The sequence below is a fragment of the Vibrio sp. 1580 genome (assembly GCF_033340055.1).
This window is the reverse complement of sequence record NZ_JAWOVT010000007.1, coordinates 183504-195965: the sequence shown is the minus strand read 5'-3', so window position 1 is coordinate 195965 and position 12462 is coordinate 183504. Positions and strand designations below refer to the sequence as shown.

Below are 12462 nucleotides of genomic sequence, written 5' to 3'. Positions count from 1 at the left end.
CATCTATGGAAATTCGCTCATCACTGAGAAAAAAAAGCATTCTCGCCCTGACACTGTACCTGTGTTTCTTTATCGCAACGATTGGTTCTGTCGCCTATTTGGTTGTTGAGCCACCGGTTAGACAAAAGCTAGAGCAAAACCTAGAGTTACGTACCCAACTCCTGGCTCTTGAGATAAAAGAGCCCCTCCTCAGTTCTACAGGTGTATTGAGCAGCTTAGTAGGGCTAGCCCAAGGGACTGAAAATATTCAATCTCTCAACACAATAATTCCACATATTCTTCAATTGAGTGACAAGATGCTTGTTAGTGGTGGCGTATGGCCTAAACCCGAACTCAAAGCAGAACAATGGAGATATAAAAGTCTATTCTTCAATAAAAACAGTGATAGTGGTATTGACCAAATTCACTCCTACAATAACCCCGAATCTGGCGGTTATGATAATGAACCCTGGTATGTCGCTGCCGCCGATGCTCCGGTAGGTTCTGTTAGTTGGTCTACGGTTTACATCGATACCTTTACTCAGGTCCAGATGATTACCGCATCTTCTCCATATTACCAAAACGGTCGATTCGCTGGAGTTGTAACGGTAGACCTATCACTTGATGCACTTTTTCAGTTTATTCGAGAGCACACGAACCAGCATTCTTTAGGGGTAGTGGTTCGCGATGCTGACTCAAACGTGATTATTGAGCACAACTTTCAACTGACGGACGAAATTTATGTCAGCGAGCTTGATTTCGGAGAGTTCGATTGGCGCATGGAAGTTGTCAACGCAAAAGCTAAAGTCGCTGATCAAGTGTTTGAACAAGTGATGAGCGTTGAGGGGAGGATCATTCCATTTTTGCTCTTGTGTGTCTTGGTCGGTTACTACTTACTGAATCGCTATATTGTTGAACCAATTGTTCGCATTGCCGCTAAGATTGATGACTCGAAAACTGGTGGGATCATAGATATTGACTACGATAGCGATGACGAAATCGGACAGCTTATCGAGAAGTTCAATGAAAAGACGATCTATTTAGAGCAGGAGAGAATAAAAGCTCAGGCTTCGACAAACGCTAAAACGGCATTCTTAGCCACATTGTCCCACGAGATTCGCACACCAATGAACGGTGTACTAGGAACTGCCCAGATACTGTTAAAAACACCACTTACCGATGAGCAGCGTAAGCACCTGAGAACACTTTATGATTCAGGTGATCACATGATGACATTACTCAATGAGATTTTAGATTACTCAAAAATTGAACAAGGGCATGTTGAGTTTGAAAATAAGCCTTTCCCAATTGAGTCGATTATCGGCAGTATCAAGAGTGTTTATCAAACGCTATGTGCAGAAAAAGGTCTTCGCTTTAGAGTAGTCTCGCATTTACCAACGGGTCGTTGGTACAACAATGACAAAGCCCGTTTGCGTCAAGTACTGTTCAATCTACTCAATAACGCTGTTAAGTTCACCGATCGTGGCATCGTAGAGGTAGAGCTAGCCGAGAAATCGAGTAAGGCTGGCACCAAGCTGATACTAAAGGTAAAAGATACAGGGATTGGTATTTCAAAAGAGGCACAAAAACGCATTTTTCGTCCTTTTGAGCAAGCAGAGTCATCAACGACTAGACGGTTTGGTGGTACAGGGCTTGGTTTAGCAATAGTCAAAGAAATCGCGGAACATATGGGTGGGCAAGTGGTTGTAGAGAGTCAGGAGGACGCTGGAACGACTTTTACTGTCGAAATTGCCCTTACACCTTGCAAGCCGGGTAAAGTAGAGTCAATCAATACACATAAATTGAACTGTAAAGGGTTGAAAGCACTCATTGTTGAAGACAACCGAACAAATGCGATCATTATGGAAACTTTCCTCCGAGCCAAGGGCTTTGAGTGCACAAGTGTCGAAAATGGTCAGCTTGCAGTCGATGAGGTTGCGATCAAACCATTTGATTTGATACTGATGGATAATCATATGCCTGTTCTAGATGGCGTTGGGGCCATATCAGCCATTCGAGCAATGAGTTCACCTGCTAAGTCGGTACTGATTTTTGGCTGTACAGCGGATGTGTTCAAAGAAACACAAGAGCGTATGATTAATGTAGGAGCAGACCACATAATAGCGAAACCAATAGTGGAGTCTGAATTAAATGATGCACTGTATCTTCATGCGACACAGTTATATCAGTACCAATCGGACTTTGATGGAAATGCAGCAGATAGCTTTAATGCTGAAAAGTGGTTACTCAACTTCTATGTCGCTCTAGATAATGGACATCTTAATGAAGCACTTGAGGCTATTTCAGCGATCATTGCGGAGGCTCCCCTTGAACTCAGTGGCGACGTTTCTTCAGTCGCCGAACGGATAAGAAGTAACTTAAAGCGTCAGCAATCCCCGGACCAAGATGATATCGATACATTAACGATTTTGCTGGCCTCACCATAACTGAATCAATATGGCGCAACTGTAAATTGTTCTTACTATTCATACGTCATCCAGCGTCGTCACAAACTCTTCTAACCTGCAATGAACAGGCTTGCAGTTTTACTTTTACGAGTAAAGCAGCAAGACCTTCTACTGTGATTATATCGGTAATACTCTGAATTTTCGCAGCTTGGTAGCATAAGCTATAGGAGTGACTGTTTACAGTCCGAGTTTTGTTCTAACTTTACGTCAAAATAATTATCGTAACCCCTTTTTATGTAAGTGAAATCCGTGTTTTTGTACCATTTTTACGTAATTTTAGGCGTTTTTACTCGCCATTGGTGAAAAAAACTACTTTTACTTTAAAAGTTGGTTATAAATTTACAACTTAATTTTAAATACAGAGCCATAAGCTAGTTTTTGTGTGTTCTAATTGTATCATTAACTGGCTTGATGTCTTTTTAGTGGTTAATAGTTTTATTATTTTTATTAATTGCAGTGTTTGATTTTAAGGGTTTTGTAAATGAAGTCTCGTGGACCATTTTGTATTCGTCACGCCGCAGCGGATACCTTTGCTATGGTTGTTTTTTGCTTTATCACAGGGATGATTGTCGAGATTTTGATTTCAGGGATGACATTTGAGCAATCTCTAGCATCGCGTACGCTATCGATTCCAGTGAATATCGCCATTGCTTGGCCGTATGGGGTTTTTCGTGATTGGGTGCTGCATCAAGGTAGTAAGGTGTCGCCGTCTTCCTTTATGAAAAACATCTCTGATCTGGTCGCTTATGTACTATTTCAATCTCCAGTTTATGCGGGTATCTTATTCGCGGTTGGCGCGTCTACAGATCAAATTGTGACCGCAGTGGCAAGTAACGCTGTTATTTCTTGTGGCATGGGTGTGTTGTATGGGTACTTCTTGGATATGTGCCGCCGTTGGTTCCGTGTTCCCGGTTATTCTCAAAGCATGTAAATGCCCCAGTTTTGCTCAATTTAGTTACTTAGTGAGCAATCGATTCGAAAAGGGCGCTTTTTTTTATGTTTAGCCTTGACCATCAGGCACATAATCATTAAATTAGCGCCTCGTTAGCCAATGATGCTAACCAAAATTTGATTCGGTGAGTTGTCCGAGTGGCTGAAGGAGCACGCCTGGAAAGTGTGTATACGGCAACGTATCGAGAGTTCGAATCTCTCACTCACCGCCACATTCTATAAGCCCTTGTAGTGTAAGAACTTCTTATAATACAGGGGTTTGGTGTTTTAATGTAAGCTGCCTACTGGTACAAAGAGTAGGTACAATGTCGAACATCATGGCAAGTCCTTATAAGCATCCTCAAACTGGTGTTTACTACTTTAGAATGGCTGTCCCAAAAAAGCTGGTTCCTATAATCGGTAAGACAGTCTTCAAGAAATCTCTTCAAACGAAAAACCTTTCTGAAGCAAAGCAGCGATTTCCTCAGCATCTTGATGATGCGCTCAAGCAAATCGACTTCGCTAATTTAAAGCTATCTAATTCATCTGATATTGAGCTTAATGTCCGTGATTGCGCGATCATTGCCGAGCGTTGGTATCTGCGTGTTAAAGATGAGGTTGATGGTAATGGTAACTATGATTGCTATCTTCGATATGAATGGTATGGCGTTGAGGGCGATAAGCGTCTCCACGTATTCGGCTTGTCTGACACATTTGAGTTTAGTGGTCTAGATGCGTCAAAAGCTACTGAAGAGGAATACCAAGAGCTTTTGGAAGGTTTTAAAGACTTCATTGAGGAGCAGCTAAAAATAGAAGGTTTAGTTGTATGTGAGACAAGCGCTTCATATAGACGTTTGGTCTGTGCCTTTTATGATTACGCCCGTCGAGTTGAGTCTCTCTGCTTGGCTCGTCACAAGCGAGACTTTGGGTATGAGCCAGTGACCAGTTCAATCGCTAGTGAGCCCATTTCAGTGTCTAAGCCTGATAAGATACCGTCTAGGGTTTTGAAACCATCTCAGAACTCCATTTCGAGCCTATTGAAGCGTTACCTTGAGTCTGCATCTATTAATGGCAAAGCTTCTCAATCCTTGGCAGAGGTTGAGTCTCAGATAGAGCGTCTTATAGAGATAATAGGGGATCTAGACGTTGCTGATGTAACCAGAGGTCATATCTCAAAATACAAAGATACCCTGTTACAATTACCTAAGTCTAAAGCTAAAGAAATTAGAAACAAATCAGTACCTGAGCAGCTTGAGCTTGTTAAGACAAAGGGGCTCGAAACAATAGCTCCTTCAACCGTTAAGACTATTCTCAGAAAGACTTCTCCTGTATTTGGCTATGCTGTTGAGCTTGGTCTGATAGACGTCAACCCATACAAAGGTGTAACACTTCCTAAAGTGCAGAATAAGTCAGCGGTTGCCGAAGCTAAAGGCTTTAGCCCTAGTGAGATCAACCAGTTATTTCAGTTTGATATATTCACTGACGCTACTGCTAATAAGCCTTATGCATGGCTTGTTATTGGGTACCACTTCTATGCAGGTATACGGGCTCTCGGATTGAAGAAATGGTTCAACTTAGAAGGTCAGATATACAACAGTCAGACGAAGGTATTCATTTTATTTATGTTCGTGAGGGTGAAGAGCAGAACGTAAAAAACGTTAAGTCAGTTCGACAAGTACCGATTCATGATCATCTCATTGATTTGGGCTTTTTGGATTATGTGGCGTCCTGTGGAGAGTTTTTATTCCCTGAGCACAAGCCAAACAAACACGGTAAAAGGTCTGGTGCTATTGGTAAGTGGTGGAGTAAACAAGTCAAGACGTTAGGTATAACCAAGCAGCCATCACACTCGTTTAGACACTCTTTGAGAACAGCTTTGCGTGGCCTAGGAGTGGTTGATTCTGTTAGTGATGCTATCACTGGTCACGCTCCGGCTAATATCGGAGCAGCATACGGTACGGTTGATATGAAGGCTAAGAAGAAAGCAATAGACTGTTTGCCTAGGTTGGCTGTCCAACGTCTTTGGTAGCTTTTAGTTAGTGTCTTTACACTGTTGTGTACACCTAAAGTCTCCCCACTGTACACACGTGTATACTTTGGTTTGAATTAGCCCGTAGGCCTTGTGGGATAAGGCTTACGAGCTCACAATGTCATTTCTATAACTCGTAGTTTTCTATTACGTTAGGGGCTTTATTTCCACTATTTTTATCTTGAATACTTCCTTCGATAGTCCCAGCTTTTTCCAGCCACTTACTCCGTTGAGATATCGAGATACCTAGTTGAGAGCCCCTAGTGAACTTCCTTAAGCCTTCCCTGAAGATATCCTCTCCAAAGAACTCAACGAGGCGGCTGATGCTCTTTGAGACGTCTTTAATTTGCTTTTGCTCCCACTGCTCATCATCTTTGTCAGGCACATACTCCTTACCCTTAAAAGCATCTGAGAGTCGTCTAATCTTCGGGAAACCCTTAGAGTCCCAACAGCTTTGGGGTAGGTAATAACGTGACTCCAAGCCAAACTTGAGGTTTTCAACAAAGCTCTCTAAGTCGTTCATCTCGATGTCATTCCCTAATGCTTCTTTGCAAGCTTTTAAGCCGTTAGCGATGTGTCCAGCTTGACCACGGCTACACCCAACAAGCTCCTCTATTTGAGAGACGCTTAGGCCAAACTCTCGGTTAACAATTAGCTTGCGAAACTTAGCTTGCGTTGCTTCATCTTTAGTAACTCCAACCCCATGTGCTTGGTTGACATCTTGGGCTGCTGAGAATGCCTCAGCGTAGGTACGGTTTTCTATGATCAACGAGTTAATCATTAATTCAGCATCAGGGTTTTCTTCAAGGTACTTCAAACAAGCTCCAGTGCGGTGGAAACCATCCACTACGTAATACTTGTCATCAATCACAAAAACAGTGATAGGTTGCCTTATAGGCTGTCCATTACGAAGGTCTTCAAGAATCTCCTTACTTTGGCTCTCTTGCTTAATCTCTTGCGCTGAACGTTCTCGTTTGTCTTTTATGAGTTCAACGTCACGGGCTTGCATCGCGGGATCGAGTATGAGAGTTCGAGGGTCTAAATACGCAAATCTGCTATCTGCCATGAATTGATTCATAGTGTGTTATGTACCTGTAGGTCTATGACTGATTATTAATGTTTCTCTTTTTGGTTTGATTGGAACCCTAGGAGGGGGGAGGGTTCGGGGTAATACATATCGAATACGATTGCGGCGTACCGTTACGCACACACAAAATGGGATTTATAAAACTTCATTTTTTTGGTAATTACGGTGTACTAAGTCTTTGCTAAGGCTCTTTGGACAGTGGATAAGGAGACTCCTATTTCGGAGGCAATCTTTCTCAAGGAAAAACCTTGTGAGCGTAGCTCAGCGATACGCTGGTGGTTAGTTGTGTTAGTTGGTCTACCTTTATATTTCCCTGCTGCTTTAGCTTTCTCAATGCCTTCCTGACGTCTTTCCTGAATCATTGCTAACTCGAATTGAGCTACAGCTCCTAGCATGTTCAGCATGAGCTCAGACATATGATCACTTCCACCAGCATTAAAGCTTAGGTTTTCCTTGTGGAATCTCACGCTAACACCTTGGCTAGTCCAGTCGTTTATTAGTTGCTTCAAATCAACCAAATTACGAGCTAGGCGGTCGATGCTATGAACGTGGATTGTATCTCCTTCTCGAACGTAGTCTTTAAGAGCTTCTAATGCTGGTCGTTTAGTTGAACCGCCACTGCATTTATCTGTAAAGCTCTTATCAAAGGTGATACCAGAATCTGTAAGTTGACGGTCTGTATTTTGGTCTGTGGTCGAAACACGTAGATAAGCTATGTGTGCCATTAGGTGTACCCGTTTAACTCTAAGATGTTAGAAATTTTATTGTGGTCACAATTTTAATTCAACCCTAATGGGTACTGTTTGATCAAGGTTTGACCGTAGTCGTTTGGGTATACCTAATAGGCACACTCTCTACAGGTTCACATACTTAAGGTTTTTACCATGCTATGTTTAAATCTGTTTCATATAAACTGAGGGAATATTAGTGAAGATCATTTCTTTATTTAACCACAAGGGTGGTGTCAGTAAGACTACCACTACTTTTAACCTTGGCTGGATGCTAGCTGAGTTAGGCTTCAAGACAATGATAGTTGATGCAGATCCTCAATGTAACTTAACTGCTTTGGTTATGAACTACGATAATATTGAGGATGCTGAAGAGTTTTACAGCAATAACCCAAACGGTACTTTGGCTGAAGGTCTCGAGCCAGTTATGAATGGTAGGTTAGATGGTTTAAAGCTTGGTGAACCAATTGAAACAATTAACCCAAATTTGTACATGTATTGTGGAAGCCTAGAACTATCTGAGTATGAAACGCAAATGAGCGTTGCGTTAACTACGAGTGCTGCTATTCCTGCTATCAAAAATATTCCGGGAAGTGCTAACGAGTTACTGAGACGTATGGGGAAAGAACACGGCTTTGATTACATACTAATTGATATGAGTCCTAGCGTTGGTGCTCTCAATCTTTGTCTATTAATGTCAAGTGACTATTTCATCGTTCCTACTTCACCTGACTTCTTCTGCTCTCAAGCCATTGACTCTCTCTCCAGAGTATTACCTGAATGGAACAACAAAGCTCAAACCTTTAGAGACCCTAGTTTAGACATGCGTTTCCCAGAGGAACCACCAAAGTTTATTGGCTTTATCTCCCAAAGATACAGACCTCGTGATGGTGCTCCTGCCAAATCTTTTCAACAATGGATTGATACAATAAAAGAGGGCGTTAGAACTAAATTGATACCGTCCCTTGAACGTTGTGATATGGCAATAAGTTCTGAAGTGTTCAGTACAGTAGTGTCCCAAGATGAACCATATAATTTAGCTAATATTGCAGATTTCAATTCATTAATTGCTCAGTCACAAAAACACAATGTACCTGTATTTGCATTAAATGACTCTCAAATAGAGCAAACGGGTACGATTCTACATAAGATGAAGGAAAATAGAGAGAAGTTCAGAGAAGTGTTTACAGATCTAGCTAAAAGTGTAGTGGACTTAACTTCTAGCTAAGGGCTAAAAGTGAGCACAACAATAGCGGTGTTTGAGTTGTACAAATTACTGGTACAAAGCAATTAGTTGGAATATACTTAAGTGTCTGTATTTTAATGATTAATTTCTGGTAGCTAGCAATCGAGAGTTCGAATCTCTCACTCACCGCCACATTCTAAAAGGTCTGATTTATCAGGCCTTTTTTCGTATCTACACTAAAGTAATGCGTCATTGAAAGTACACAAGAGTGCTCAAGGTGCAAGCGCCATTCTATCTACAAGCCAACTATTCACATCTCACCTCTATACAACGCCAAAATTGAAGATGCTATACAGAGGCAGCCATAATCTGATTGGTGCGGGTTAGCACATCCGCTTTAATCTAGAATTTAGCACCCATATCACATGAGGTATGAATACGGCCACAAGAATGAACGTAGTGCTACTAGATGCTAAGCAAAACAGCCATGAACACGAATACAACAGCAATCATACCAAAGAGATCTGTGTTTAGATTGAGGTCATCAGGGTTAAATTTTTCAATGCTTTGCGTCGTTTTGCATCTTATCTTCATGTTCTTGTCCTTATTTCATGTACGATTTCAACAGCAACATAACATGCAATTGAGTGTTCACAAGTCATAAAAAGCATAAGTATACTTGCACCACATTGAGCGCAAAAAATACTCAAAGCGTTTTAAAGTGGCGGTCTACCTTTTGTAACATCAAATATTCTTTCTGTTTTTGTGCCTGTATCGCTATAGTTGAGAAGCGGTTATCTCGTTCTAGTTAGGAACAAACTACTGGCTGCCGCTACATTCTCTCAGCGTTCCCACTCAGTCGCCTTGGGTAGATACTTTAGTCGTTGAGTACTGCAAAAAAACGCCGCATGAGCAGCGGCGCTTTGTTGAGGAATTCCCTTTCCTACTTGTAGCTAAGTTCTGTCGCTTTGCCTTTGAAGATCCGGTATACCACAAAGGTGTAAAGCAATATCACCGGCATAACAATCATCACACCGTAGCCCACGATTATTAACGTCACAGGCGAGGAGGCAGCTTGTTGTGCGGTCATTAATCCCGGCACAACTTCTGGGAAGAAGCTATACGCAAGCCCGAGAAAGCTCAACGCGAAAATGACAGTGACACCAAAGAAAGGCCAGCGCACACCCAGATCATTCACCATTGGAACCTGACGCAAATAGCGATCAACTAGGAAGATGGTTGCCAATACAATTAACGGAACTGGGGCAAGCAACAAGATTTCTGGGAAGCTGAACCAACGCAAGGCAACTTGTTGATTTACAATTGGGTTTACAACGCTAACCACCAAGATTCCTAAGGCTGCTAACCAACCAGCACGGCGAGACCAACGGGCCGAGCGTATTTGCAAATCACCTTCCGTTTTTAGTACTAACCATGCGCCACCGATGTAAACGTACGCCGCCGCTACACAAAGTGCGCTTAACCAAGCAAAGCCAAATGCTTCGGTTGATTGTTCAAATCCCATGATGTAACGACCCACCATGTAGCCTTGGGTTAGCGCGGTGACTAACGAGCCAATTCTGAAGCACCAATCCCAGTGAGGTTTATGATCCGAGTTCGCTTTGGCTCGGAAGTCGAACGCCACGCCACGCATGATCAGTGCGATAAGCATAATCGCGGTCGGCATATAAAGTTCCGTCAAAATCAAGCTATGAGCAGTAGGAAAGGCAATCAGCAGAATACCGACGGCTAACACCAACCACGTTTCATTCGCATCCCAGAAAGGGCCGATAGACGCTATCATTCGGTCACGTTGCGCTTCATTATCACTCGGTAAAAGGATACCGACGCCAAGGTCGTAGCCGTCGAGCACAGCATACATAAAGACCGAGAAGCCAAGCAGCAGAAGATAAATTTCTGGTAGATAGTCGAGCATGATTAGGCCTCTTGTTGTGTCAGTGGGACTTCATGGGCTGCAATGTCTTTGCGCGCCAAATAGAATAGGGTATGGATGTACGCAACCAGCAATGCAGCATAAATGGCTAAGTACATAATGAGCGAAGTCATCACGCTACTGCTCGCAACCGTGGTGACGGCTTCTGATGTACGCAATACACCGCTGACCAACCAAGGCTGTCGGCCAATCTCAGTAACATACCAACCCGCCAATGTGGCTATCCAACCGGAGAACGTCATGGCTAATACCGTGTACAGGTAAGGTTTAGGTAACGCTTTTTTGCGTGCTAGCGTCACCGCGCCATACCAGCTAACCAGCAGCATAAGAACACCCACACCGACCATCACGCGGAAACCAAAGAACAAGGGCTTCACTGGCGGGTGATCAGGTGCAAACTCGTTAAGTCCTTGGATTTCCCCGTCTAAGTCATGCGTCAGAATCAAACTCGCTAACTTCGGGATGCCCACTTCAAAATCATTGCTGCGAGTTTCTTCATTTGGCATCGCAAACAGAAGAAGAGGCGCGCCTTGCTCGGTCTCCCACACGCCTTCCATCGCTGCGATTTTTGCAGGTTGATGTTCAAGCGTGTTTAATCCGTGAAGGTCACCGACAAAGATTTGAATTGGGATGAATCCAGCCGCCGCGAACAGCGCGACTTTTAGGCCAAGTTTGGCTGAGCGATGATCTGGCTTTTTCATTATTTGATAAGCCGAAATACCCGCAATCAAGAAGCTGGCAGTCAGCGCCGATGCCAATAGCGTGTGCAGAAGACGGTAAGGTAAAGAAGGATTGAAAATGACTTCCTTCCAACTGGTTACATGCACAATACCGTCAATCACTTCATAGCCACTTGGTGTGTGCATCCAGCTGTTAAGCACCAGAATCCAAAATGCGGACATACTTGTCCCAACAGCAACCAGAATGGTGGCGAGAGTATGAACCCATTCTGGCACTCGTCCACGCCCAAAAAGCATCACGCCAAGGAAGGTCGCTTCCATAAAGAAGGCGGTCATCACTTCGTATCCGAGCAATGGTCCTGCTACGTTTCCGACTCGTTCCATAAAGCCTGGCCAGTTGGTCCCAAACTGGAAACTCATAGTAATGCCGGAAACCACACCTAAGGCGAAAGTAAGAGCGAATATCTTGACCCAGAAGTAATAAACATCGAGCCAAACGGGGGCTTGTGTGCGGTTATATCGCCACTTGAAAAACACCAACATCCACGCCAACGCGATGGTGATGGTCGGGAAGAGAATATGAAAGCTGATATTGGCCGCGAACTGGAACCGCGACAGCATGAGGGTATCTAACATCTTGGTTCCTCAAAAACGTGCCGTGCTAAAAATCGTGTCTATCTGTAATTTAGTTACGAAAAATCGGGCAGTTTGGATTCATGTATCGAGAAATACAGGTGATTCTGTTTTCTTCTAACCATGATTTATATCAACTAAGGGAAAGAAAGAAGTGTAGGAAATTGTCTCAAAATGCCACTAATAGTCGCGAGAAGTGAGTAAAAGAAAGCAAATGTAACTGAAGGAGCATGGATTAAGATTAGTTCGAATTATCCTTATGATGGTTTCGATAATCCTGAAATAAAATTACAGAAACAATATTTTTAGTAAGGAAAATTGCCTTGCCTTCACTTTGAACCTCCATACTATTTATACACTAGTCATGTCGAGATCATCTCAAACACAGCAAACTTACTGGCAGTTAAGGTGGGAAACTTTAGCTAATTGATAAACTTAAAATTGCACCGCTAATGACATATGCATCATAAGTTTGTTAGGACTCGACCAGAAGTGCGATAGGCTACATTTTTATACTAGCGAACGATTTAGCGCTAGGTAATTTGGCTTTCACTAGATCAATAAGTCGACTGCGGACCATTTTCGATTCCTGATGAGTTTCAATCCAAACTGACACTTACTTTTCAGCAAGTGTGCTAGTGTCTTTCTTGTTATTTATTAAATAATTAATAAATGCCAATATGGTAAAGAGAGTTGTGGACAGCTATCTCGAGCAGTAGACTGACGCTAGCCAGAGAGTCTGACTTTGAGGGGGGCATTCTACATGAATCTTGGATTCTGCCACCGCA

10 protein-coding genes and 1 tRNA gene are annotated in these 12462 nt (G+C 42.8%); 6 read left to right on the top strand and 5 right to left on the bottom strand.

Annotated elements, in window-relative coordinates:
• Positions 1-5 precede the first annotated feature (5 nt).
• From R7093_RS13445 to R7093_RS13425, 5 genes are all read left to right on the top strand, one after another.
• Positions 6-2426, top strand: a complete 2421-nt coding sequence (locus tag R7093_RS13445) for a hybrid sensor histidine kinase/response regulator (RefSeq protein WP_047100819.1) — start codon at positions 6-8, stop codon at positions 2424-2426.
• 502 nt (positions 2427-2928) lie between these two features.
• Entirely contained in the window at positions 2929-3378 is a 450-nt protein-coding gene (locus R7093_RS13440; protein ID WP_005378276.1) for an L-alanine exporter AlaE, read from the top strand.
• Between the two features lie 144 nt (positions 3379-3522).
• Positions 3523-3610, top strand: a tRNA-Ser gene (locus R7093_RS13435).
• A 93-nt stretch (positions 3611-3703) separates the two neighbouring features.
• The gene (locus R7093_RS13430) at positions 3704-5029 is read left to right on the top strand and encodes a DUF6538 domain-containing protein (RefSeq protein ID WP_318146693.1); all 1326 of its coding nucleotides are present in this window, start codon (positions 3704-3706) and stop codon (positions 5027-5029) included.
• Positions 4942-5406: a tyrosine-type recombinase/integrase gene (locus R7093_RS13425; protein WP_318146692.1), complete on the top strand. Its 465-nt coding sequence runs from the start codon at positions 4942-4944 to the stop codon at positions 5404-5406. The genes R7093_RS13430 and R7093_RS13425 overlap by 88 nt, the downstream gene beginning before the upstream one ends.
• Positions 5407-5533: 127 nt before the next feature.
• Here R7093_RS13425 and R7093_RS13420 read toward each other — a convergent pair whose 3' ends face one another.
• Together R7093_RS13420 and R7093_RS13415 are read right to left on the bottom strand one after the other, a co-directional pair.
• Positions 5534-6472 carry a hypothetical protein gene (locus R7093_RS13420; protein ID WP_318146691.1) on the bottom strand — a complete coding sequence of 313 codons (939 nt, stop codon included), beginning with the start codon at positions 6470-6472 and terminating at the stop codon, positions 5534-5536.
• Between the two features lie 191 nt (positions 6473-6663).
• Complete coding sequence (locus R7093_RS13415; RefSeq protein WP_031781197.1) at positions 6664-7218, bottom strand: recombinase family protein; 555 nt, start codon at positions 7216-7218, stop codon at positions 6664-6666.
• 202 nt (positions 7219-7420) lie between these two features.
• Here R7093_RS13415 and R7093_RS13410 point away from each other — a divergent pair, with 202 nt between their 5' ends.
• Positions 7421-8449, top strand: coding sequence for a ParA family protein (locus R7093_RS13410; RefSeq protein ID WP_176310873.1), 1029 nt, complete (start codon positions 7421-7423; stop codon positions 8447-8449).
• A gap of 423 nt (positions 8450-8872) precedes the next feature.
• Here the strand turns inward: R7093_RS13410 and R7093_RS13405 are convergent, their stop codons facing one another.
• The 3 genes from R7093_RS13405 to R7093_RS13395 all read right to left on the bottom strand — a co-directional run bounded on the left by R7093_RS13405 (position 8873) and on the right by R7093_RS13395 (position 11677).
• Positions 8873-9001 carry a hypothetical protein gene (locus tag R7093_RS13405; RefSeq protein ID WP_005378275.1) on the bottom strand — a complete coding sequence of 43 codons (129 nt, stop codon included), beginning with the start codon at positions 8999-9001 and terminating at the stop codon, positions 8873-8875.
• Positions 9002-9350: 349 nt separating this feature from the next.
• Positions 9351-10343 (bottom strand): cytochrome d ubiquinol oxidase subunit II, encoded by a 993-nt coding sequence (locus R7093_RS13400; protein ID WP_262635000.1) that lies wholly within the window; start codon positions 10341-10343, stop codon positions 9351-9353.
• Between the two features lie 2 nt (positions 10344-10345).
• The gene (locus tag R7093_RS13395; protein WP_318146690.1) at positions 10346-11677 is read right to left on the bottom strand and encodes a cytochrome ubiquinol oxidase subunit I; all 1332 of its coding nucleotides are present in this window, start codon (positions 11675-11677) and stop codon (positions 10346-10348) included.
• Positions 11678-12462: the final 785 nt, after the last annotated feature.

Bases quoted from the DNA above. Each gene is read 5' to 3' on its own strand.
- R7093_RS13440 (WP_005378276.1), top strand. From the start codon at position 2,929: ATGAAGTCTCGTGGACCATTTTGTATTCGTCACGCCGCAGCGGATACC.
- R7093_RS13395 (WP_318146690.1), bottom strand. From the start codon at position 11,677: ATGTTAGATACCCTCATGCTGTCGCGGTTCCAGTTCGCGGCCAATATC.
- R7093_RS13425 (WP_318146692.1), top strand. From the start codon at position 4,942: ATGGTTCAACTTAGAAGGTCAGATATACAACAGTCAGACGAAGGTATT.
- R7093_RS13420 (WP_318146691.1), bottom strand. From the start codon at position 6,472: ATGGCAGATAGCAGATTTGCGTATTTAGACCCTCGAACTCTCATACTC.
- R7093_RS13415 (WP_031781197.1), bottom strand. From the start codon at position 7,218: ATGGCACACATAGCTTATCTACGTGTTTCGACCACAGACCAAAATACA.
- R7093_RS13400 (WP_262635000.1), bottom strand. From the start codon at position 10,343: ATGCTCGACTATCTACCAGAAATTTATCTTCTGCTGCTTGGCTTCTCG.
- R7093_RS13445 (WP_047100819.1), top strand. From the start codon at position 6: ATGGAAATTCGCTCATCACTGAGAAAAAAAAGCATTCTCGCCCTGACA.
- R7093_RS13430 (WP_318146693.1), top strand. From the start codon at position 3,704: ATGTCGAACATCATGGCAAGTCCTTATAAGCATCCTCAAACTGGTGTT.
- R7093_RS13405 (WP_005378275.1), bottom strand. From the start codon at position 9,001: ATGAAGATAAGATGCAAAACGACGCAAAGCATTGAAAAATTTAACCCT.